This window comes from Blautia sp. An81, from assembly GCF_002161285.1.
GTDB classification, from domain to species: Bacteria; Bacillota; Clostridia; order Lachnospirales; family Lachnospiraceae; genus Blautia; species Blautia ornithocaccae.
Map to the genome: position 1 here is coordinate 151,036 of NZ_NFHH01000007.1, position 22,216 is coordinate 173,251.

21 protein-coding genes are annotated in these 22,216 nt (G+C 43.8%); 9 read left to right on the forward strand and 12 right to left on the reverse strand.

Annotation, left to right across the window (positions count from 1 at the left end):
* Positions 1-14 precede the first annotated feature (14 nt).
* The 4 genes from B5G33_RS08425 to B5G33_RS08440 form a co-directional block, all read right to left on the reverse strand.
* Positions 15-995: an NAD(P)-dependent oxidoreductase gene (locus B5G33_RS08425; RefSeq protein WP_087417314.1), complete on the reverse strand. Its 981-nt coding sequence runs from the start codon at positions 993-995 to the stop codon at positions 15-17.
* A gap of 19 nt (positions 996-1,014) precedes the next feature.
* Positions 1,015-2,343: an ABC transporter substrate-binding protein gene (locus tag B5G33_RS08430; protein ID WP_087417315.1), complete on the reverse strand. Its 1,329-nt coding sequence runs from the start codon at positions 2,341-2,343 to the stop codon at positions 1,015-1,017.
* Positions 2,344-2,405: 62 nt separating this feature from the next.
* The gene (locus B5G33_RS08435) at positions 2,406-3,236 is read right to left on the reverse strand and encodes a carbohydrate ABC transporter permease (RefSeq protein ID WP_087274865.1); all 831 of its coding nucleotides are present in this window, start codon (positions 3,234-3,236) and stop codon (positions 2,406-2,408) included.
* 18 nt (positions 3,237-3,254) lie between these two features.
* Positions 3,255-4,124: a carbohydrate ABC transporter permease gene (locus B5G33_RS08440; protein WP_087274864.1), complete on the reverse strand. Its 870-nt coding sequence runs from the start codon at positions 4,122-4,124 to the stop codon at positions 3,255-3,257.
* A 268-nt stretch (positions 4,125-4,392) separates the two neighbouring features.
* Between B5G33_RS08440 and B5G33_RS08445 the strand changes: the two genes are divergently transcribed.
* The 8 genes from B5G33_RS08445 (at position 4,393) to B5G33_RS08480 (ending at position 11,474) form a co-directional block, all read left to right on the forward strand.
* A complete protein-coding gene (locus B5G33_RS08445; RefSeq protein WP_330396403.1) occupies positions 4,393-5,100 on the forward strand; it encodes an N-acetylmannosamine-6-phosphate 2-epimerase in 708 nt (235 codons plus the stop codon).
* A gap of 37 nt (positions 5,101-5,137) precedes the next feature.
* Entirely contained in the window at positions 5,138-6,055 is a 918-nt protein-coding gene (locus tag B5G33_RS08450; protein WP_087417316.1) for a dihydrodipicolinate synthase family protein, read from the forward strand.
* Between the two features lie 27 nt (positions 6,056-6,082).
* The gene (locus B5G33_RS08455; RefSeq protein ID WP_087417317.1) at positions 6,083-6,988 is read left to right on the forward strand and encodes an ROK family protein; all 906 of its coding nucleotides are present in this window, start codon (positions 6,083-6,085) and stop codon (positions 6,986-6,988) included.
* Positions 6,981-7,802, forward strand: coding sequence for a MurR/RpiR family transcriptional regulator (locus B5G33_RS08460; RefSeq protein WP_087274861.1), 822 nt, complete (start codon positions 6,981-6,983; stop codon positions 7,800-7,802). The genes B5G33_RS08455 and B5G33_RS08460 overlap by 8 nt, the downstream gene beginning before the upstream one ends.
* A gap of 59 nt (positions 7,803-7,861) precedes the next feature.
* The gene (locus B5G33_RS08465) at positions 7,862-8,686 is read left to right on the forward strand and encodes an alpha/beta hydrolase (protein ID WP_087417318.1); all 825 of its coding nucleotides are present in this window, start codon (positions 7,862-7,864) and stop codon (positions 8,684-8,686) included.
* Positions 8,687-8,838: 152 nt separating this feature from the next.
* Positions 8,839-10,344 (forward strand): D-alanyl-D-alanine carboxypeptidase family protein, encoded by a 1,506-nt coding sequence (locus B5G33_RS08470; protein WP_242974601.1) that lies wholly within the window; start codon positions 8,839-8,841, stop codon positions 10,342-10,344.
* Between the two features lie 29 nt (positions 10,345-10,373).
* A complete protein-coding gene (locus B5G33_RS08475; RefSeq protein WP_087417319.1) occupies positions 10,374-11,105 on the forward strand; it encodes an MBL fold metallo-hydrolase in 732 nt (243 codons plus the stop codon).
* Positions 11,106-11,474, forward strand: coding sequence for a VOC family protein (locus B5G33_RS08480; protein WP_087417320.1), 369 nt, complete (start codon positions 11,106-11,108; stop codon positions 11,472-11,474).
* Positions 11,475-11,527: 53 nt separating this feature from the next.
* Here B5G33_RS08480 and B5G33_RS08485 read toward each other — a convergent pair whose 3' ends face one another.
* The 6 genes from B5G33_RS08485 to B5G33_RS08510 all read right to left on the reverse strand — a co-directional run bounded on the left by B5G33_RS08485 (position 11,528) and on the right by B5G33_RS08510 (position 18,649).
* Positions 11,528-12,832 carry a glycoside hydrolase family 27 protein gene (locus tag B5G33_RS08485; protein ID WP_204247351.1) on the reverse strand — a complete coding sequence of 435 codons (1,305 nt, stop codon included), beginning with the start codon at positions 12,830-12,832 and terminating at the stop codon, positions 11,528-11,530.
* A 34-nt stretch (positions 12,833-12,866) separates the two neighbouring features.
* Positions 12,867-14,981 carry a glycoside hydrolase family 36 protein gene (locus B5G33_RS08490; protein ID WP_087417321.1) on the reverse strand — a complete coding sequence of 705 codons (2,115 nt, stop codon included), beginning with the start codon at positions 14,979-14,981 and terminating at the stop codon, positions 12,867-12,869.
* Between the two features lie 10 nt (positions 14,982-14,991).
* Positions 14,992-15,639 carry a YesL family protein gene (locus tag B5G33_RS08495; RefSeq protein ID WP_087417322.1) on the reverse strand — a complete coding sequence of 216 codons (648 nt, stop codon included), beginning with the start codon at positions 15,637-15,639 and terminating at the stop codon, positions 14,992-14,994.
* A gap of 16 nt (positions 15,640-15,655) precedes the next feature.
* The gene (locus B5G33_RS08500; RefSeq protein WP_242974603.1) at positions 15,656-16,243 is read right to left on the reverse strand and encodes a carbohydrate ABC transporter permease; all 588 of its coding nucleotides are present in this window, start codon (positions 16,241-16,243) and stop codon (positions 15,656-15,658) included.
* A 97-nt stretch (positions 16,244-16,340) separates the two neighbouring features.
* A complete protein-coding gene (locus B5G33_RS08505; protein WP_087417323.1) occupies positions 16,341-17,213 on the reverse strand; it encodes a carbohydrate ABC transporter permease in 873 nt (290 codons plus the stop codon).
* A 107-nt stretch (positions 17,214-17,320) separates the two neighbouring features.
* Positions 17,321-18,649 carry an ABC transporter substrate-binding protein gene (locus B5G33_RS08510; protein WP_087417324.1) on the reverse strand — a complete coding sequence of 443 codons (1,329 nt, stop codon included), beginning with the start codon at positions 18,647-18,649 and terminating at the stop codon, positions 17,321-17,323.
* Positions 18,650-18,861: 212 nt separating this feature from the next.
* On the opposite strand from B5G33_RS08510, the gene B5G33_RS08515 reads away from it, so the two are divergent.
* Positions 18,862-19,680, forward strand: coding sequence for an AraC family transcriptional regulator (locus B5G33_RS08515; protein WP_087417325.1), 819 nt, complete (start codon positions 18,862-18,864; stop codon positions 19,678-19,680).
* Here B5G33_RS08515 and B5G33_RS08520 read toward each other — a convergent pair.
* Together B5G33_RS08520 and B5G33_RS08525 are read right to left on the reverse strand one after the other, a co-directional pair.
* On the reverse strand, positions 19,677-21,047 hold the full coding sequence (locus B5G33_RS08520; RefSeq protein WP_087417326.1) for an MATE family efflux transporter: 1,371 nt from the start codon (positions 21,045-21,047) through the stop codon (positions 19,677-19,679). The genes B5G33_RS08515 and B5G33_RS08520 overlap by 4 nt on opposite strands.
* Before the next feature lie 32 nt (positions 21,048-21,079).
* On the reverse strand, positions 21,080-22,033 hold the full coding sequence (locus B5G33_RS08525; protein ID WP_087417327.1) for a 3'-5' exonuclease: 954 nt from the start codon (positions 22,031-22,033) through the stop codon (positions 21,080-21,082).
* Positions 22,034-22,216: the final 183 nt, after the last annotated feature.

Genomic DNA, 22,216 nt, shown 5'->3' on the forward strand with positions numbered 1-22,216 from the left:
AAACTCTTATGCTTTTAGCTGTTTTTCACCTCAGGATTTTTTACATTATAAGGCATTTTCCCGCTGAAAAACTCATCAATACAGTCTGCAATGATCACCTGTGAGCGATGCTCGCTTTCCAGTGAAGCAGCTCCCATATGCGAGGTAACAAAAACATTTTCCATTTGGAGAAGAGGATTGTCTTTCTTGGGCGGTTCCTGGCAGAGAACGTCCAGGCCCGCCCCGGCGATCTGTCCGGTTTTCAGGGCTTCTATTAAGTCCTCCTCATTGATGACGCCGCCTCTGCAGGTATTGATAAGATATGCGGATTTTTTCATCAAGGCAAATTTTTCCTTATTAATACTGCCCTGGGTTTCTTCCGTCAGCGGTATATGCAGACTTACAATATCGCTGTTTTTAAAGATCTCATCCTGGTTTTCTACGAAAGTAACGCCCCACTTTTCAGAATCCTTATCCTGGATATAAGCGTCGTATACCAGAACTTTCACATCAAAGCCTTTCATCATCCGGACAAGCTGCTTTCCGATATGTCCAAATCCCAAAAGTCCTACAGTTTTGCCATCTAATTCTGTTCCTGTGATAGTAGAAGGCCAGATTCCTTTTCTCACGCCTTCCACACAATGGGCAAATCTCCGTCCTACATTCAGGATATGAAGCATAGCAGTCTCGGCAACCGCCGCTGAATTCGCTCCCGGCACATTTCCCACAGGGATCCCTGCTCTGGTTGCCGCGGGAATATCAATGTTATCGGTTCCTGCCCCATATCTTACAATATACTGAACTTTATCCTTTACTGCTTCCAGAGTCCGTTCATTCCAGGGCTCCCAGGTGCTGATAACCGCATCTGCTTTTTTTCCCATTTCTATGGTTTTCTCTTCATCGCCTGTATCGATGGGACATTTGATAAATTCATAGCCGCTTTCTGCAAACCGCTTATCCAGATAAGTCACGTCTACTTTATTTTCATCTAAATTCAGCCATACTGTTTTTTTCATAATGCTTCCAGCCTTTCTCCTACTCTACGGTTCCCTGTACTTCTTCGATTGCAGAAATAGCTCCTGCAATAGCTCCATCTGCGTCCTCCGCTCCGGTCACTACCTGATTAAGCATTTTTGACATTGGGAATGTGAACATATTTTTTGCTGCTATTGCTCTTCCCTGAATACTTTCAACCGGATATCCATAATATCCCAATGCATTTTCTGCATAGCTGACTACCTGCGCATTAATTCCTTCTGCCCAAATGCCATTTCCTACAGAATCCTGGAATACCGGCGCATATACAGGAGCCGTGATCTCCAGATATTCGTTGTACCACTCATCGTCCATACAGTATCTGATCAGGTCCTTGGCAAGATCTACATTTTTGCAGCCTTCCATGATAGATAAACCTGCGGCAAATCCCATAGTTGTATTATTATCACTGCCCGCCGGAAGGTTCACTACTTCTGTATTTTCCAAAAGTTCCTTATTTGCCTCATCTGTGGCCATAGTATTGTATAATGTCGGTGCGTTGAACACAATGCCTGACTCTCCCATAAGATAAGAAGTATTATTTCCGCCGGAATCCCAGGTAGATGCTGCTGGCGGGATCACCTCTTTATCATAAAGCTCTTTGTACTTCTCCAGCCATTCTTTTGCCGCATCATTGTCTAAGGTAATATTGCCATCTTTATCAAAAACATAGCCTCCCTGATTCCACATGATCATGCGGAACATATTTTCTGCGTCTTCATCTGTAGGTCCGCAGCCCATACCAAGTCCGTAAAATCCATTGTCAGGATCAGAAATTTTCTCGGCCACCTCAAATACTTCATCCCATGTCTGTGGAACCTCCGTGATTCCAGCTTCTTCCAGTTTATCTTTTCTGATGAACATCATCGTCGAAGAACTGGTCATAGGTACGAAATAATTTTTGCCCTCAATCTTGCTTCCTTCATAAATAGACTGCATATAAGGCCGTTCTGCATTAATTTCATCTACCAGGTCTGTCACGTCCATATAGGGATTGCTTGGGTAATAGTTGACTACCTTTGTCACTGCTCCGGTAGTGATATCCGGTATATTACTTCCGGCCTCAATAGCTGCATTCAGCTTTGTCACAAAATCTGTAGCGGAAATAAACTCATAGTTCACATTTACGTCGTTCTCTTCGGCAAAACTCTTAATCCTTTCTTCCATAGCCGTATTGGCTTCATCGCTGAAAACCTTCTCGATCCAGACTGTCAGGGATTTTGAATCCGCTTTTGCTCCGCCGTCGCCTTCTCCGCTTCCGCCGCACGCTCCCAGTGAAGCTGCCATAAGGGCGGCCATTCCTAATGCTGCAACTTTTTTAAGTTTCATATGAATCCTCCTTTTAATTAAATAATTTTATAATAGTTTCCTTTAATAATTTTTCTAGCGTATCAGCCTTTTACGCCTCCTGCTGTCTGTCCGCCTACCAGAGAGCTGTTCGCCAGTATGTAAATGATCAGGATCGGCACGCTGGCCAGGATCGCACCGGCCATCAACTGATCCCAGGGATACATATCGCCGAAGATCAGTCCGGAGATCACCAGAGGGAAGGTCTGCATAGAAGTCTTTGTAATGTTTACCAATGCATAGAGATATTCGCCCCAGCACATTGCAAATGCAAAGATCGTCGTAGAAATAATCCCCGGCAGTGCCAGCGGAAATACGATCTGATACATTACACGGAGCCTTCCGCAGCCGTCTACAATAGCCGCTTCATCCAGATCATATGGGATTGAGGAAATATGGGGGATCAGCACCCACGCCACATATGGAAGAGTGAACGTAGGATAGATCAGCATCAGTCCCAGAATATTGTCCGTCAGTCCGCAATTCGCAACTAGTATATATAACGGAATATACAGGATAGAAGTAGGAAGCAGGTATGTAAACAAAATCGCTTTGGAAAATGTACGTTTTCCTCTGAACTTAATCCTGGCAATGGCATATGCTGCAGGATATGCGATCACTATAGAGAAAAGGGAAACAAAGATCGCTACGATCAGACTGTTTCGGATACCTGTCAAAAAGTTTGTTTCTGTCAGCAGATATTTGTACGCATCCAGGCTGGGATGCTGAGGAATTAATGTGGGAACTTTGCTGTAAATTTCTGCCTGTCCTTTTAAGGAGGTATTCAGCATCCAGTAAATAGGCGCTAAGGCCACGATCAGACAGAGGATAATGAATAACCGGCTTAAAATTTTCACACTTTTTTTCTGTTTCATTCTGATTTCCTCCTTCTGTTAATCTTCTTTTGCGATCATTCTTCTGGTCAGCAGGCTGATCAGTATAAGCAGAACCGGCATAGCCAGGATAGAAACTGCAATACCTTTTCCTAACATCATGCTCTTCATTGCCGTCTGATAGCTGAATACGTTCATAACTTCTGTGGCTCCGTTAGGACCGCCGCCTGTCAGCAGCCATACAGATTCAAATTCATTCAGCGTCCATATAGTAGACATTAAAGTCGATAACAAAATAACATCTTTGATCTCCGGTAAAGTGATGTACCAGAATCTCTGCCACATGTTTGCCCCATCAATGGCAGCCGCCTCATATCCATCCTGAGAGATCGTCTGAAGCTTAGCAAGGATAGAGACCCCAAAAAATGGAGTACCTCTCCATATATTCGCTATAATAACCGTAGCCATGGCTAAGCCGGCGGATCCAAACCATATCAGGTCTTTATCAATAATATGAAGAGATTTCAGAAGATAATTTGCAATGCCTCCTGTAGAGCTGAATATCCATCTCCAGTTCAATACTGCTACGATATTGGGCAGAGTCCACGGAATCATCAATAATGCTCTTACAATATTTCTTCCTTTAAATTTGATATTAAGAGCTAAAGCCATTAAAATACCAAAAAAACATTTTCCTATAATTGAAAAGAAAGTAAATACCAGTGTGTTGATGATAGATCTCCGGTATTCCGGATCTGCCAGGAGATTTATATAATTGTCCAGTCCTATAAAGGTTGCGCTGCCTCCTATTGTTTTGTTTGTAAAACTCATCCATATCCCCCAGATAATAGGGCCAAGTAAGACACATGCCAGATAGATAATAAGAGGCGCATTGATCGCATAGGCAAATTTCGTGTTTTTCTTGTTCATAGATTCTTCTCCTTTCCTGATTTTTTTCTCCGAATCTTTTTCTAAACTATAACAACTATTTAAACTTTTTTCAATTATATTTCATATTTTAGAAAGTACTTTCCGCCTTTATATTATCTGTATATTTCTTTACCTTTTTACTCACCTATTTTTATGTACTTTTCACAATTACTGTGAATGTTTTTTCTATATATCTCCGTTATATTGAATTTATTTTCTATTTTTTTATAATATAGATATCAAATATTTCTTAGAAAGGAGGAGGATCATGGATCCTATGAAAAACCCTCGGATCATCTCCCTGCGCAGCCATCTGATCGTCTCCTGCCAGGCGCTTTCAAATGAGCCTCTGCATTCTTCTTATATAATGGGACGTATGGCGGCAGCCGCCCTGGAAGGAGGTGCAGCCGGGATCCGCGCAAATACTCCGGAAGACATTATAGAAATTAAAAAGAATGTATCTCTGCCTGTGATCGGGATCATAAAACGAGATTACCCAGACAGCAGCGTATACATAACCCCTACTTTAAAAGAAGTAGATGAACTGATGCCTGCACATCCTGAGATCATCGCTTTAGACGCAACTCCAAGACCCCGTCCTAACGGACTTTCTCTGGAAGAACTTTACCGCCAGATACGAAATAAATACCCCGAGCAGCTTCTGATGGCAGATTGTTCTACAATAGAAGAAGCTCTCGCCGCTGATAAACTCGGCTTCGATTTTATAGGTACTACGCTGGTAGGATATACAGAAGAAAGCCAGGGAGACAGAATTGAACACAACGACTTTGAAATCATACGCCGGATACTCAAAGAAGTCTCTCATCCGGTAATTGCAGAGGGAAATATTGATACTCCCGAAAAAGCCCGCCGGGTCATCGATCTTGGCTGCTACAGCGTTGTCGTCGGTTCTATTATCACCAGACCGCAACTGATCACCAAGCGCTTTGCCGAAGCTTTAGAGAAATGTTCTTAGGCAATAGATGAAATAAAAATATAAGGAGGAAAATATAATGAGTAATCCAAAATATCAGGGAATCTTCCCGGCTTTTTATGCCTGCTATGACGAGAAGGGAGAAGTAAGTCCTGAAAGAGTACGCAGTCTCACGAAATATTTTATTGAGAAAGGCGTAAAAGGCGTTTATGTATGCGGTTCTTCAGGCGAATGTATCTATCAGAGTGTGGAAGATCGGAAGATCACATTGGAAAATGTAATGAAGGAAGCCAAAGGAAAACTTACCGTTATCGCTCATGTTGCCTGCAACAATACAAAAGACAGCATGGAACTGGCCCGTCACGCAGAAAGCCTGGGGGTAGACGCTATTGCTGCGATCCCGCCTATTTACTTCCGTCTTCCTGAATATTCTATCGCTGCATACTGGAACAGTATCAGCTCCGCTGCACCAAACACAGACTTTATCATCTACAATATTCCTCAGCTTGCAGGCACCGCCCTTACCCAAAGCCTTCTTCATGAAATGCTGAAAAATCCCAGGGTAAAGGGTGTTAAAAACTCCTCTATGCCTGTACAGGATATTCAGATCTTTAAATCCCTGGGCGGCGAAGATTTTACCGTATTTAACGGTCCGGACGAACAGCTGATCAGCGGACGGATCATGGGCGCCGACGGAGGTATCGGCGGTACCTATGGAGCTATGCCGGAACTGATCCTGAAAGAAAATGAATGGATCAACGAGGGAAGGCTGGAAGAAGCGAAGAAGCTCCAGTATGATGTAAACTCTATCATTTACAAACTCTGCTCCGGACATGGAAATATGTACGCAATGATCAAAGAAGTACTTCGGATAAACGACTCTCTGGATATCGGGGGCGTCCGCGAACCGCTGACAAACCTGATACCTTCCGATATCCCTATTGCCCGGGAAGCTGCAGATATGATCAAAAACGCCATCGAAAAATATTGCCGCTAAAGAACAGGCAGCACAGGAGGAACATAGATGAAAACTTATCTTTGTATTGATATCGGCGGAACCTCTGTTAAATATGGAGTATATTCCGAAAATTCCGGTTTTTTAATGGACAGCTCCTTCCCTACCCAGGCATGGCTGGGCGGCCCTTCCATCATCACCCGGGCTGTGGAGCTTACGTCACGGCTTTTAAAAGAGTATAAGGATATATACGGGATCTGCATCTCCACAGCTGGCATGGTAGACTGCGATGCAGGCTCCATCACCTATGCCTCCTCATTGATTCCTGAATATACAGGAACTCCTGTTAAAGCTATCTTTGAGCAGCAGTTTGGGCTCCCCTGTGAAGTTGAAAATGACGTCAACTGTGCTGCTCTCGCAGAATATTTCGCCGGCGCTGCCAAAGGTGCTTCCTCTTGTCTCTGTCTTACTATTGGCACAGGTATCGGAGGCGCCTTTGTTGAAAAAGGTCGTGTATTCCATGGTTTTTCCGGCAGCGGCTGTGAGGTCGGCTATATGCTGCTGCCCGGCGGCGCTTTTCAGGATATGGCCGCCGCCAGTATCCTTGTCCGAAATGTGGAAAAAAGAAAGGCGCTTTCCTCCGGTTCTCTCAACGGGAAAAAAATTTTTGATCTTGCCCGAAATGGAGATACAGATTGTATAGAAGAGATTGACCGGATGACCAACTGTCTCGGTATGGGTATCGCAAATATCTGTTATGTATTGAATCCTGAAATCGTCGTACTCGGCGGAGGAATTATGGTGCAAAAACAGATGTTATATGATAAAATCAGAGCGGCTGTAGATAAATATTTGCTCCATTCTATTGCCGAGAAAACTACGCTTAAATTCGCTCAAAATCAAAATCGTGCGGGAATGTTAGGCGCTTTTTATCATTTTAAAGCCAGAAAGAGGGAAACTGAACTATATGTCTAACTATAAAAAAAGTATCGTACCGCAGATTGAAGCAATTTATGCGTCTCTGTCGCCTACGGAAAAAAACATAGCGGATTTTTTCATTCACAATCACCAGTGCATGGACTTTTCGGCAAAAAATATTTCTTCTTTACTTTTTGTATCCGAACCGTCTCTTTCCAGATTTGCAAAAAAATGCGGATATAAAGGCTATCGTGAGTTTGTATTCTACTATAAGGAAGGGTTAAGTGAAAAGGTCACTCCTTTGATCACAGATAATTCTACCACCCAGGTTTTAGATACCTATCAGGAGCTTTTAAATAAAAGCTATGCATTAGTAGATAACGCCCAGTTAAACAGGATCTGTGAAATTTTTGCAAAGCAGAAAAGATTTTACGTATATGGAAAGGGCAGTTCCGGATTAGCCGCTCAGGAGATGAAACTCCGCTTTATGCGTATCGGCTTAAACATAGAGGCCATCTCCGACAACCATGTAATGAAGATGAATTCCGTACTGTTAGACGATACTTGTGTAGTGATCGGGATCAGTATCAGCAGCAAAACTCCTGAGGTCATGACGTCTTTAAAGGCGGCAAAAGCAGCCGGCGCCATTGTCATACTGATGACTTCTCACAGAGAGCCCCAGCAGTTTGAATTTTGTGATGAAGTTGTGCTGCTTGCGTTACGTGAAAACCTGGAAAACGGGAAAGCCATTTCCCCCCAGTTCCCAATCCTTATCATGCTGGATATCTTCTACTCGCATTTTCTGAACTACGACACCCAGCGTAAAGAGATGCTCCATGACTATACCTTGAATGTTCTAAGTCATTCATAACTTTATTTATAACAGGCGAAAGGAGAACAGATTATCACAATAATCTGTTAAATTTTAAAATGATCTGTAAACGTATTCCTATACAGACAGATGGCTCCGCAGCGGATACCCATCTGGACACTTATATCCTGGAAGATTATATAAATGCCAAAACCGACTGGACCCGTCCTTTGGTGGTGATCCTCCCCGGCGGCTCTTATGCCATGACTTCAAACAGAGAGGCCGAACCGGTAGCGCTTCAGATAAACAGCATCGGCTATCATGCTGCGATTCTTCGGTATTCCTGCGCACCGGCCACTTATCCTACGTCCCTCCATGAACTTGCTTTATCCGTCAAATATCTTAGAGAGCACGCTGCACAGTGGCATATCAATCCTGACAAGATTATCATCATGGGATTTTCTGCCGGAGGACATCTGGCTGCCAGTTACGGCGTGTTCTGGCAGGAAAAGCATATGGCAGACGCCGCCGGATGCAGCAGCGGCTGCCTCAAGCCTCAGGGACTTGTTCTCTGCTATCCGGTGATCAGTTCCGAAGATTCCATTGCCCATACCGAAAGTATCCAAAACCTTCTGGGAAATTCTTATGAACGCCTGAAAGAAAAAATGTCCCTGGAAAATCAGGTAACGGATCTTGTTCCCCCTGCTTTTCTGTGGCATACTTTTTCGGATGATACCGTGCCGTTCTGGAATTCCTTCCGTTTTGCAGAAGCTTTAGGGAAAGCCGGAATCCCTGTAGAATATCATCTGTACCCATGTGGTATGCATGGTCTGAGTCTGGCAACTGAAAGCATCTGCAATGGAGACCCAAACACTATAGAAGAAAGCTGCCAGAGCTGGATAAGGCTCCTTCAGTCCTGGCTGATGCATACTTTCGGACTTTAAATTCTTATAATCTTATACAAAAAGAAGAAAACTGCCTCAGCACTTGTATTGCGGGGCAGTTTTCTTCTTTTATACATTGCTATAAATAAAAAAATCGCATATAATAATTCAAGAAAATCCAAAAGCAATGAACGAAAGAGGATACTTATAATATGAAAGCCAAAAAGCAAAAAGCCGCCGTCCTGCTGCTGACTGCGGTCTTATCTATGAATCTGCAGACGGTCTGCCTCCTGGCGGCTGCTCCTGACGCCCGGGCCGCTGTGCATGTACAGGAAAACAGCCCGGAAGCTCCCGAAGCCCAGGAACCGGCCATGCCCGAAAGCTACGAATGGGAAATTCAGTCCAACGATATTGCCGGATGGCCTCAGGGCCCGAAGATTATTGCTGAAACAGGAATCGTCATGGACCTGGACACCGGAGAAATCCTATATGCCAAAGGCATTGACGAAAAACGGGCGCCTGCCAGTATTACAAAGATCATGACTGCTATGCTGGCCATTGAAAAGGTTCCCCTGGACACAGAGATCACATTTACCGACGAGGTAAACAATATCGAGCCAGGAAGCACTCATATCGGCATTAAGCCAGGGGAAACTCTGTCTATGGAGGAGAGTCTTTATGGTATCCTCCTGGGCTCTGCCAATGAAGTTTCTTCCGGAGTGGCAGAATATATCGGCGGGACCGTCCAGGCATTTGTAGATATGATGAACCAGAGGGCCCAGGAGCTGGGATGCAAGAATACCCATTTTGTCAATGCCAATGGTCTGTATGCCGATGACCACTATACCACAGCCAGAGACATGGCTCTCATCGCCCAGGCTGCATTTCAGAATGAAACTTTCCGGAATATTATCAAAACCCCATACTATATCATTCCCCCCACAAATATTACAGCGGAAGAGCGCTGGATCAACAATCATCATCAGATGATCCAAGAGGGGGAGCATTATTATGAAGGATGCCTTGGGGGCAAAACCGGATATACAGTAAAAGCCGGAAATACTCTGGTGACTTATGCGGAAAGAAATTCCATGCGCCTTGTCTGTGTTGTTTTAAAAGGTACTACGGAATATTATAATGACACGAAAAATCTTCTGGATTACGGTTTCAATAATTTTGAAAAACTAAAGCTTTCATCGGAGATTCTGGCTGAGTCAGATTCCCTGGCTTCTTATCTGAAAGACCAGGGCCTGCTGGACGCTGCAGTAGAGAACTCTTCTGCAGATGTTCCCGTAAATCCCTCTCAGGATATTACCTGCCAGGCGGAAATTGAAAATAACATGCTGAATCTGGACTTCTATTATGGGGATACCCTTCTGAGCAGTTCCAGTCAGGAGGCTTCCCAGGAAATCCTGACAGCAGCTCAGACCTATGACCTGCAGCAAAGACAAAGCCAGCAGGCCGCTGACAGCCAGCCTGCATCTACAGAAACAGAAAAAGACTCCAGCAGTTCTTCTTCCACTGTAAATCATAACTCTCTGGATGGATTTTTCCAGGAAGCCCTGTCTATTTTCCAGGGACTCCCCAGTTGGAAGTATCCTGCTCTGGGGCTTCTGGCCGGTGCATTTATTTTCTATATCGTACTCTTGATCATTAAAATCCGCCGGGCTTTCAGTTCTAAAAAACATAAAAAGTCCCGGAAGAAGAAAAAAAGTTAAATGTTTTACACTCCAAGGAGATTTGACAGATGAGAATAACTTATATTGGTCACAGCGGTTTTCTGGCAGAATTTTCCCATTGCTGCTGTCTCTTTGATTATTACCAGGGAGAAATTCCTGCAACAGATGAAGACAAGCCTCTTTTTGTCTTTGTCTCTCACCGGCATCAGGACCATTTTAATCCGAAAATTTTTCATATCACCGGGCCAAAAGAAATTCATTACATCCTCTCCTCCGATACCAGACGGTACATGAGAGATCACATGGACTTATCTGGCCTGCATTTTATGAAAGCTGAGGAATCTCTTACCTTGACCTGGAATGGCGCCACCTGTTCTATGACTGTAAAAACCCTCCATTCCACAGACTGCGGTGTAGCTTTTCTGATACACACAGAAGACAAAAACATTTATCATGCTGGGGATTTAAACTGGTGGGTATGGCCGGGGGAATCGAAACAATACAATAACAATATGACAGCAAATTTCAAAAAGTATACCGAACCACTGAAAGGCCTGGAGCTTTTTGCCGCGTTCCTGCCTCTGGACCCCAGGCAGGAAGAATGGTACGATAAGGGATTTTCTTATATACTGGAAAACACCAGAACCAGATACGCTTTTCCCATGCACTTCTGGAAAGATTTCTCCGTTATTCCAAAATATCTTTCCACTCCCACTGGGAAAGCCCATAAAAATGAGATCATGATTCTAGAAAAGGAAGGACAGATTATGAACTGTCCAGAAGACAAGGAGGACAAATAAATGAAGTTTCAGATGATCCACGAAAACTATAACGTAAGAGATTTAGACCGTTCTCTGGCATTCTACGAAAAAGCCCTTGGTCTGAAAGAAAAACGCCGCACAGAGGCAAAAGATGGCTCCTTTATCATTGTGTATCTTGGAAATGACACTACAGATTTTGAGCTGGAGCTTACCTGGCTCCGGGACTTTGACAGAGATTACAATCTGGGAGACTGTGAGTTCCATCTGGCTTTCCGTACTGCTGATTTCGACCAGGCCCACAAACTTCATGAAGAGATGGGATGCATCTGCTTTGAGAATCCGGATATGGGAATTTATTTCATTAAAGACCCTGATGGATACTGGCTGGAGATTGTGCCAGAGAGATAAAAAAGTGGCCTGACCCGCGAACTTCTCAGTCGGGTCAGACCGCTTTTATTTTCTTACTTTACAGATAATTTAAATAATTTTGCATCATGGGCCTTCAGTGTTACCGTAATGTTCGTCTCCACTTCTCCCAGATTTCTTCTCTCCCACATATCACGGAGAGCTGCTTTTCCCTCTATTCCCAGCTTTTCCAGGTTCACGCTGAACCGCTCCTCCCAGTCTGCTGTATTAAAGACTGCGGCATATATATTTCCTTCCTCATCCTCTGCTTTCCACAGGATCAAATCGAAGGAACGGAGTACCTGTCTGGCATTTTTTCCTTTTTTCAACAGACTCAGGACCTCCGGATTGGTCACCAAGCTCTTTGTCCAGGAATCCATATCTGTCAATTCGCATCCCAGCATTAGGGGAGAGCGGAAAATGCACCACAGAGTCAGCATTGTTCTCTGCTCTTCTTTTGACAGCAGGGTCTGGCGTTCTCCCAGCCCATGCTCGCAGCCTTTAATAGACAGATGTCCTAAGGGCAGCATGTCACAGTCTGGAAAACAGCCTGGGGCCACATAAGGGCTCCACTCATGGCATCGGTCAAACATCTCCATAATGTCCGTCCACCGGTCCCAGAAGTCATTTGTGATTCTCCACATATTGGCATTCCTGCTCAGATGCTCTGCCTTATCCAGCATGGCCGGTCCGGGAGAAAGGCTCAGGACTATAGGCCGTCCGCAGGTATCAATAGCTGCCCGAAGCATTTCTATCTCGTCTCCTCCATAGGCAATAGTGCTCTCATCATTTGGTCTGCCATACTTTACGCAGATATCATCTACTTTGATAAAATCCACTCCCCAGGAAGCATAAAGCTCGATAATAGAATTATAATATTCCTGGGCTCCCGGTTTTGTAGTGTCCACACCGTACATATCTGTGTTCCAGCAGCAGATAGAGAAAGGATGGGCGATATCCCTGGCCGTATAGGGCGTCCCCTTTACAGGTGTATTTTTCGCCACTGCCTGGCGGGGAATTCCTCTCATAATATGGATGCCGAATTTTAATCCTTTTTCATGGATATAATCTGCAATCTTTTTAAAGCCGCCTTCTGCCGCTGAAGGAAAACGATTTGGAGCGGGAACAGCTCTTCCGTATTCATCCATACAGATATCTGCAAATTTCCGGTAGTGGCTGGAATCAGCCGCCGGCTCATACCACTGTATGTCGCAGACTATGTACTCCCATCCAAACTCCTTTAAGTTTTCTGCCATATAATCTGCATTCTGCAGAAGCTCCTTTTCCGTTACTGCCGCCCCATAGCAGTCCCAGCTGTTCCAGCCCATAGGGGGCGTAAGGGCAAATTCATTTTTATTCACCTGATGTTCCTCCTGCTTCTTAAAGTACTTTTCGTTATTTTAATGTAAATTTGAAAAGCCGTCCACAAGTTTCCTGAGGCATAGCTATCTTCAGCTCTCCATTTTCCAGACAATAACTGCAGTCTTCCTCTTTCGGATAAATTACAGAAACTGCCTCTACCTGGTCCGCAAAATCAATAGGAATGCTTCCCTCTCTGGCATGAGGCATAAACACAGCAAGGTAAGTGTTCTTATCCCCTTTTAATCCATAGGCCAGCACAGAATCTCTCACATCACAGAATCCCAATGGGAAGAAGGGCACCGCCTCTTTAATCTCTCCGCGTATCTGTTTATATAAATCTATGCCTTCTTTCATAAGCTCCAGATTGCTGCCGCTCATTTTCCACACCATGCCGCTGACATAGGGGCGGAGAAGCAGTCCGTTTACCATATTATAAATCGTGTGCTCTCTGTCATCTTCATAGGGATACACCCACATACCTGCCTGTTCCGGGGTTACGGCACTGGCTACATTTGCAGCAATATAGGAATTATAAATATAGTCTGTCTGATCGCTGGTAGACTGAAGGCTTAAGATCTTCAGCATTCCATAGTCCATTCTCTGACCTCCGGAACCGCAGTTTTCAATAATGAGATCCGGGTACTTCCGGAAAATCTCCTCATACCACTGATACAGATATTTATAATGTTCCATGATAGCGTCTGCACAGCTGTCAGAGTTCAAGTCGCTGCCATAGCCCATAGTCACATTATAGTCCATCTTAAAGTATTCTACTCCGTAATCCCGGATCAGCCTGTCTATGGTATCCATACAATATTTACGTACTTCCGGATTCCGGAAGTCCAAAAGATACCGCTTGTTATCTACGTGACGTTTTCCATGTCGGCAGATAAACCAATCGTCCGGAAGTTTCTGAGCCAGTTCACAGGCAGTTCCCATGACCTCGATTTCCAGCCACAGGCCCATTTTCATACCCTTGCTCTTGGCATAATCACAGACAGCCTTCAGACCATTTGGAAAACGTTCCGGAGATTCTTTCCATTCTCCTACTCTGTCCCACCAGTAGCCTTTGTCATACCAGCCGCAGTCCAGGCAGTAGTATTCACAGCCCATTTCCGCAGCCTTATCTATAATGGCTCTTTCCCTTTCATCGGTAGGGTCTCCCATAAGACAGTTCATATAATCGTTAAATACCACATACAGTTTCTCATCATCTTCATTTTTTCTTCGAACTGCTCTGCGGTACTGAGTAAGCGCTGCAGCGCCCTGGCTGACATCCCCCTTTGCTGCTCCAAAGGCCACCGGAACTGTAGCAAAAGACTCTCCTGGCTTCAGATTCTTCCACCATCCCTGCTCCGCCTCTGTGGGACCGCTTAAAGCCAGATATAATTTTCCTTCTAAATCAGAGCCGTATTCCACATGCCACTGACCGGAGTGCTCAATCTGAAAGCAATAAGTTTCTTCCGTTTCTGTATCGCGGGCAAATCCCATAGGAAGATATTCACAGGAAGACCAGGAACCTCTGCCGCTGTAACAGTAACGGTTAATTCCAAATCCCGGTGTATTAAAGCCATCTACCGGCATACCGGAAAGATTGACTGTTCTGATGTCTTTCTTTTCCCACTGAGCCTCACAGGACCAGCTGTTTCTGGGTACATAAATCTCCGTTTTCTCATAGTAGGGCTTCTCACCATTTCCACTGATCCCCTGATAAATAAAGGAGGAAACATATTCAAGCCCCAAGTCTTCTGTTCCCTGATTCTCCAGGCAGCTCCAGGTCTGGACTACAGGAATCCCCTCAAAAAACCGCATATGGTAAGTTCCTTTCAGCCCATAGTCTGTTGCCATTGAAATAATAAGTTCCCTGCCTTTTTCTCTTTCCTCGAAATAATGTCCGGTATATCGGAAATCCAGGGAAGCACTGCTGAGATTATGTTTATATCCATGCATTCCCCTGGTAGTTTTTCCGCTGATCTGCACTTCCATTACAGGATGATAGTTTTCCGGATCGCTCTTTTTTCTTTCTACACTCCTGGCTTTTTCAGGGACCTGAGAAGAAGAAAAATCCTGAAGTTCAACTACTCCGTTCTCACAGATCAGAAATTTTACTCGCAAACCATTTTCTTCAATCCTAATCTCTCTTGTCATTTTTCCTCCTTTACTCCAAGTACCACGGAAGGTCTGTTGGGTCTTTGTATTTTTTTATTTCTTCTGCTAAGTATTTCTTAAAAATCCTTTCAATAAAGAAGGACCCCAGATAAGCATAAAATCCCGGCAGGATTGCCATAAGAAAAGGCACAAAATAAATCAGAACAGCCGTAAAAGCCAGTAAAACCAGCAACGCTATTGTACTGGGGAAATGCCTGATGGACATATAAAGTGCATATTGGATCTGTCTGATCAAACCTGCCTGGAAACGGGAGATTACTGGAAATATATAAACTATGGTAAACAAAAAGGGACATGCCAGAATAATGCCCAGAGTACAGATGATGTATGGATTCATCTGTATCCTGCCCTCCAGTGCAGCCAGGATGTAAAGTCCAATGGCCGCTCCGTAAAGCAGATATAGAATCGTAAGGATTATTCCCTGTCCCAGGTTGTTTTTAAAAGAGTGAAAAAAAGATTTTACCACAGTTTCCCGGTTTCTTCGGACAACCTTTACTACTGTATAGTACAAAGCTGCCGTAGCCGGCCCGATAGTTACCACCGGCACTGAGCATATAAGCCAGAGAAAACCAGCTCCCAGTATATCCGCCACCTGGTTTGTTTTATTAAAAACCGGCGCATCTACTGTAAATTTCAAATGTCATACTCCTTTTTCAGCTCTTAATAGCACTGTCTACCTGCCCCTGGATAAAGTATTTCTGCAGACACAGATATACAATGATCAAAGGCATCATTCCGATAACTGCCGTAGCAGCCGCAGCTCCGTAATCATTTGACACTGCTGAGAAGAATGTCTTGATTACAAGAGTAATGGTTCTCATAGAAGTCTGCTGCAGGAAATAGTAGGCATAAGTATATTCATTCCATACACTGACTCCCTGAAGAATAATTACAGTTACAGTAACTGTTTTCAGCTGGGGCAGGATAACCTTGAAGAAAATCTGAAGGTTGCTGGCCCCGTCTATGGCTGCCGCTTCATCCAATGCTACTGGTATAGAGGATATAAAATTAGTATACAAAAAGATAACCAGGGGCAGTCCGAAAGCGCTCAGCACCAATACCATACCCCAATAAGTAGAGGTAGCATGTATATTGGACATTGTAGAATATACGCCGACCAATATGGTAAGAGGGGTGATCATCATTACAGACATGATCAGACTGCGGACAATCTCATTCAGCTTTGACTGGTTCCTGGCCAGTGCATAAGATGCCATGCAGCCCAGAACAATTATTTCCACCAGTCCTTTGCCCGAAAAGGCATCTTTTCATTCATCTCGTCTATTTCTGTAAAATTTCCCTGCTGTTTATTTTTTCCTGGTAATTTCAGTCTGCTCATTATACTTCTACCTCCTTCCTGCGGAAATATCCGTTAACGATCATGGATATGATCATGATCATAACGAAGGAAAATACACCAATAGCCGCTGCGTAGCCAGCACGTTCCGCATCAAAATACCGGTTGGCAATGTAAGTAGCCAGAGAGTGTGTCTTTCTGGCCGGACCTCCGTCGGTCAGGGCTATAATTACATCGTAAAGTTTCAATCCGCCGATCAGATTGTAGATTACAGATGAAGAAAGAGCCGGTACCAGAAGCGGTAAGATTATATACCGGAATCTTTCCCATGCATTTGCACCGTCTACAGTAGCCGCCTCAATATAAGACTGGGATACACCCTGGATTCCTGCCAGATAGATTACCATACTGACACCTACAAACTGCCAGGTATTAATGAATACGATCACAGCGATAGCAGAGGTTCCATTTCCCAGCCAGTCGTATCCGGAAAGGCCTAAAAATCCCAGAATATCGTTTACTACGCCGCCATTGAACTGGAAGAAGAAGTACATAATATATCCCATTACAAGACCAGACACCATAGCTGGCATGTAGATTACAGTTCTTATAATTCCTCTTCCCTTGAATTTCGTATTCAGGAACAGAGCCAGGGTCAGACCGATCACCTGCTGCAGGATCGTACATCCGAAGCCGTAGATCAAGGTATTTCTCAGAGAGGAAATGAATATCTCATCCTTGAACATGGCCACATAGTTTTGTATCCCGATAAATTCTTTATTCACAGAATATCCGTTCCAGTTAAAAAAAGACAGATAAATAGCGTTGCATAGAGGATATGCAATAAATGCCAGCATAAGTACCACCGCCGGAAGATAAAACCAGTTTAATTTTTTCTTTCTTTTTTCAGTCATAATCGCTCCTATCAACATAGAAACAGGCTCTGAGTCCGAATCCTAAGCCTTGTATCCGGACCCAAAGCCTGCTTAAGAACTATATTGCCGTTTTACCAGACTTATGTTTAGTTGCCCATTAAGTCATTATAATTATCTGCTACAGCCGTCACTGCCGCATCCATGCTGCCCTCTGGATCACCATCGGCCAAAAGGGTGGCCACTGCGTCAGCCATAACGCTCCACATACCACTTGGCAGATACTCTCTGTCAAAGAAGTTGTCATAGCACAGGTCTCCCTCAAACTGAGTCTGAGCTTCACTATATGCATTAGCTGTATAAGCTGCCTGGTCTGTTGACTCCAGCTCGATAGTTGACAGAGCAGGAATACCACCGTCAATACGGGTAATCTGAACTGCTATCTCAGGCTGTGCCAGGTACTCCAGGAGCTGCTTGCATTCATCTTCATATTTTGTATCTTTCCAGATTCCGAAGCAGCTGAAGTTTCCTTCTCCAATGCCGAAGTAAGATGCGCCATCATCACTGCTGGCAGGAACCGGCAGGATTCCGATATTTGCGCTTTCGTTATATGCCAGTACAGAAGGAATCATCTCTGTAGAATAAAGTGAAAATGCTCCTTCTCCATTAGCCATAGCCTGGCATACATCGTCCTTCTGGCAGCTTACATAATCTTCATTCAAAAATCCAGCATTATACCAGTCAGCAATCATCTGGAAGCCTTCTGTTCCATTTGCTTCCCAGTCAAAGCTTCCGTCTTTCAGCGCATCTGCCTGATTTGAAGCAACGTCTTCATTAGAATATAATGTTGGCCAGATACATTCTAAGGAATAGGAATCATATCCGTCACCAAGGCACATCTCGATAGGCGCTGCGTCTGTATTGTCAAGAACAGACTGGCATGCTGCTGCAAAGTCATCCCAGGTTCTGATCTGGGTAGCATCTACGCCAGCCTGAGTAAGTACATCTTTGTTATACATAATAGCTACTACAGCCTGAGTAATAGGCAGAATAAACAGCTCTCCGTTATCATTTGTAATAACTTCTTTCAAACCTGGATCAATATTGCTTACCCATTCCTGATCGCTAAGATCCATCATATATTCACTGTAACGGATCAGACTCCATCCATGGGTAACCCACATATCTGGAAGATCCCCGGAGGACATACGAGTTTTCATAGCAGACTCATAATCATCGCCTCCATTATAAATGGTTACATCAATGCCGGTCTCCTCTGAAAAATCATTGATGATATCCTCAAACACGGAAAAATCGTCTGTAGTCAGGTTATAAGCGATCTCCAATCCGCCGCTTCCTGATGATCCGGAACCAGATCCGCCTTCATCAGAACCTCCGCCGGAACCACATGCTGCCAGAGAAACGCACATAGCCGTACACATTAATGCACTGATTGCTTTTAAATATTTTTTTTGCATATTGTATCTCCTTTCCAAAACCTTTAATATATCTGTACAATCTGCACATGTCTAAAACACTTCTCCTGCGCGCACCGGAAGTCTTTTATTCATTAGGTACAAGTTTTTCACTTGTTTTCCTCTGTTATTTGACATTATAACAAATACTATCGTATAATAATTCCTAATTAAGTCGAAATAACACACAATTATTGCAAGGGAGATATGGCAAAATGTTCTATGAGAGTAAAGAAAGTTCTTTTTTTATCGTAAATGAAACGAATCCGCTGCAATATCCGCTTCACGTTCATCCATATATTGAAGTAGTACATGCTGTTAAGGGAATAACAGAAATGCAGATAGGAACAGAAAAGTATCGGATAGAAACTGGCGAAATTGCTGTGGTCTTTCCTAATATCCCTCATGACTATCATACTCCGTCCACCATTGGGAATACCCAGCTTCATATTATGAATTGTTATGTAGATCTGCTGCCCATGCTAAAAACTCAGTTGTTAGGGAAATATCCTAAGAATCCTGTTCTTCACAAGTCTCAGATCCATGAGGATGTGCTGTATGCAGAACACCGGCTTTTTGAGGCGTCACATTATGGCACTTCCCACACCCCCCCCCCCGAACTCGTTAGCAGTCTAGTTACATTGCTGCTAATTCGTGTCTTCCCTTACCTTTCTCTGGCAGATTATCAGGAGTATATGCCCCAAGATCTGACCAGTGATATCCTTGCCTACATTTCTCAGCACTTTACAGAAGATATTTCTCTTGCCAGCGTTGCAGCAGCCTTTGGTATAGGAAAATATGCGGTTTCCCGGATTTTTTCCAATGTGCTGAAAGTCAGCTTTCTTCATTATATTAATTCTCTCAGAATTGATTACGCTGTATATCTGCTGATCAATACTGACTTAAATATCACCAATATAGCAATGGAGTGCGGGTATCACAGCCAGCAAACCTTTAACAGAATCTTCAAAGAGCTGTATTCCTGCACTCCAAAAGAATATAGAAAAAAATATTTTGAGACGCCGCTCTATTAATCCTCCTCTAAAGGATCAATTTCTTTTCGGTAAATATACCTTCTGAACCCCAGGCTGAGAATCAGAGAAAAAATTTCCGCAAAGGGAAATGCCCACCACACGGCATCCAGTCCGCCTATTTTTGACAGGATATACCCTGCCGGGAGCAGTACACAAAGCTGTCTCACCAGAGACATCCACAGACTGAGCATGCCATGGGACAAGGCCTGGAACAGAGAAGAGGATACGATATTAAATCCTGCAAACACAAAGCTCAGGCTGATAAGCCGCAGAGCGATAGTTCCTATTTGAACCATATTTTCCGAAGCATTAAAGATTGCCAGAAGCTGGGCCGGAAACAGCTGGAATACAACAATGCCCAGCAGCATGATCCCTGTAGCATAACAGGAGGCAAGAAATACTGTTCTTTTAATCCTCTCTTTCTTCTTTGCTCCGTAATTAAAAGCCACGATGGGCACCATGCCGTTATTCAAGCCAAAGACTGGCATAAATACAAAGCTCTGGAGCTTAAAGTAAACACCGAATACAGCTGTAGCCGTAGAAGAAAAGGCGATCAAAATCTTATTCATACCAAAAGTCATCACTGAACTGATGGAAGACATAACTATAGACGGCACACCCACTGCATAGATGCTCCGGATGATCTGTTTTGAAACGCGGAATCCCCGGAAGGTAAGATGAAGCTCCCGGTTTTTCTTTCTGTTTACTACAAGTGCTACAATGCTTGCAATAATCTGTCCCAGAACTGTAGCCAGGGCGGCTCCTGCCACCTCCATTCTGGGAAATCCAAACAGGCCAAAGATCATAATAGGATCCATAATGATATTAATGATCGCTCCCAGCATCTGGGTCCACATAGTGTAGATTGTTTTTCCTGTAGATTGCAGCAGTCTTTCTAAAGTAATCTGAAAGAACATTCCGAAAGACATGATCGTACAAATGCGGAGATAGTCCGTGCCGTAAGCTATGATCTGTGGATCTGCAGTCTGAACCTCCATGAAAAATCCGCTGCCCAGAAGCCCTGCCACAGCGAAAACCACATAGCTTAAAAAAGCCAGCAATAGTCCATGATTGGCAGTTTTATTGGCCCTGTCATACTCCTTTTCTCCCAGACTTCTGGACAAAAGGGCGTTAATACCTACACCAGTTCCCACTCCCACAGAAATCATAAGATTCTGGATAGGAAAGGCCAGAGAAACTGCTGTCAGAGCATTTTCATTTAATTGAGCAACAAACATACTGTCTACGATATTATATAGAGCCTGTACCAGCATAGATATCATCATCGGCACAGACATGGTGATCAGAAGCCGGTTTACCGGCATGACACCCATCTTATTTTCTTCTTGTTTTTCCTGCGCTTCCATAAAAGCCTGATAATCCTCCTTCGTAAATTCTATTATTTTTCCTGATGTCTTCGCTGACGGCGTTTTTTTCTGAGCGTATCTCTCTTCTCTCTGATATGCTCAGCTTCCTCCTGCTCAATTTTCTTCAGTGTTTTTACCACATAATACTTTCCTTCATCCGTCTTCTTCAGTCTTGCCTTCCCCTTGAAATAGCCGTGTTCCGGGCAGAAAGCCAGACACATATGAGCCTTTGTATTCACGGAAAACCAGCGTATCTTCTTCTTTGCCGTCTTGCCGCAGATAAAACATCTGGTCCTGGTAACATCCCGGTCTTTCATAGCCTCTTCCTTGGAAGGAAATTCTCTGGATATAAATTTGGAATATTCCGGGAATACCGTATAAATCTGGTCTCGTCTTCCTTTGGGATTCTGATAGCAGTCGATAGAATAGTACTTTTGGGCTTCTCCCTCAGGTATATCCCTAAAAATCTCAGCTGTGTAATATGCGTCGTTCAGGGCTCTGTGAAACTGCCCGTCTTTTTTCATATCCAGATAATCGATAGCACTTTCCAGAGATCTGGCCGTACGCTGCCCCTCATATACCAGACCGAAAAGTTTCTGTATATCATAATAAAAAATCGGCCCCTTAAGCAAGTTCAGCATATGATAGTACTTCATGTTTCTCTGAAGTTCCACCAGATCTGTGGAACCCCATGTGCAGAACTTTGCTTTGGGACCGCACCATTTCATAAAATTTTTTACCGCCTCCGTAAAAGGGAGCCCCTGTTCCAGGTCTGAGCCTTTAATATCCAGGATTTCCTTAGTACGATAATGCAGTTTTTTATAGACAACCGGTTTTATTACCTGATGAAAAGAATCTACATAATTCCGATTCTCATCTAATTTTAAAGCTCCTATCTCTATGATCTCAAAGGGAAGCCTTTTGTTCTCTCTTTCTTTTCCATAGGGGCATTGATTCCACTCTAAGTCAAACACAATGTAATTCATTGCAAAACCTCCGAAGACATTCTAGCAAAATATAATATGTAAGTCAATCCAACTCCCCCTTCCCCAGTTTTGAAAGGTAAAAATATATCTGCCTGCTTTAGGATGGAGAGTTTTCTAAAAAAACGGGTTATCTACATTCTCCGGCTTTTCCATTGGTTTTATCCACTTCCATTGGAAAGACCT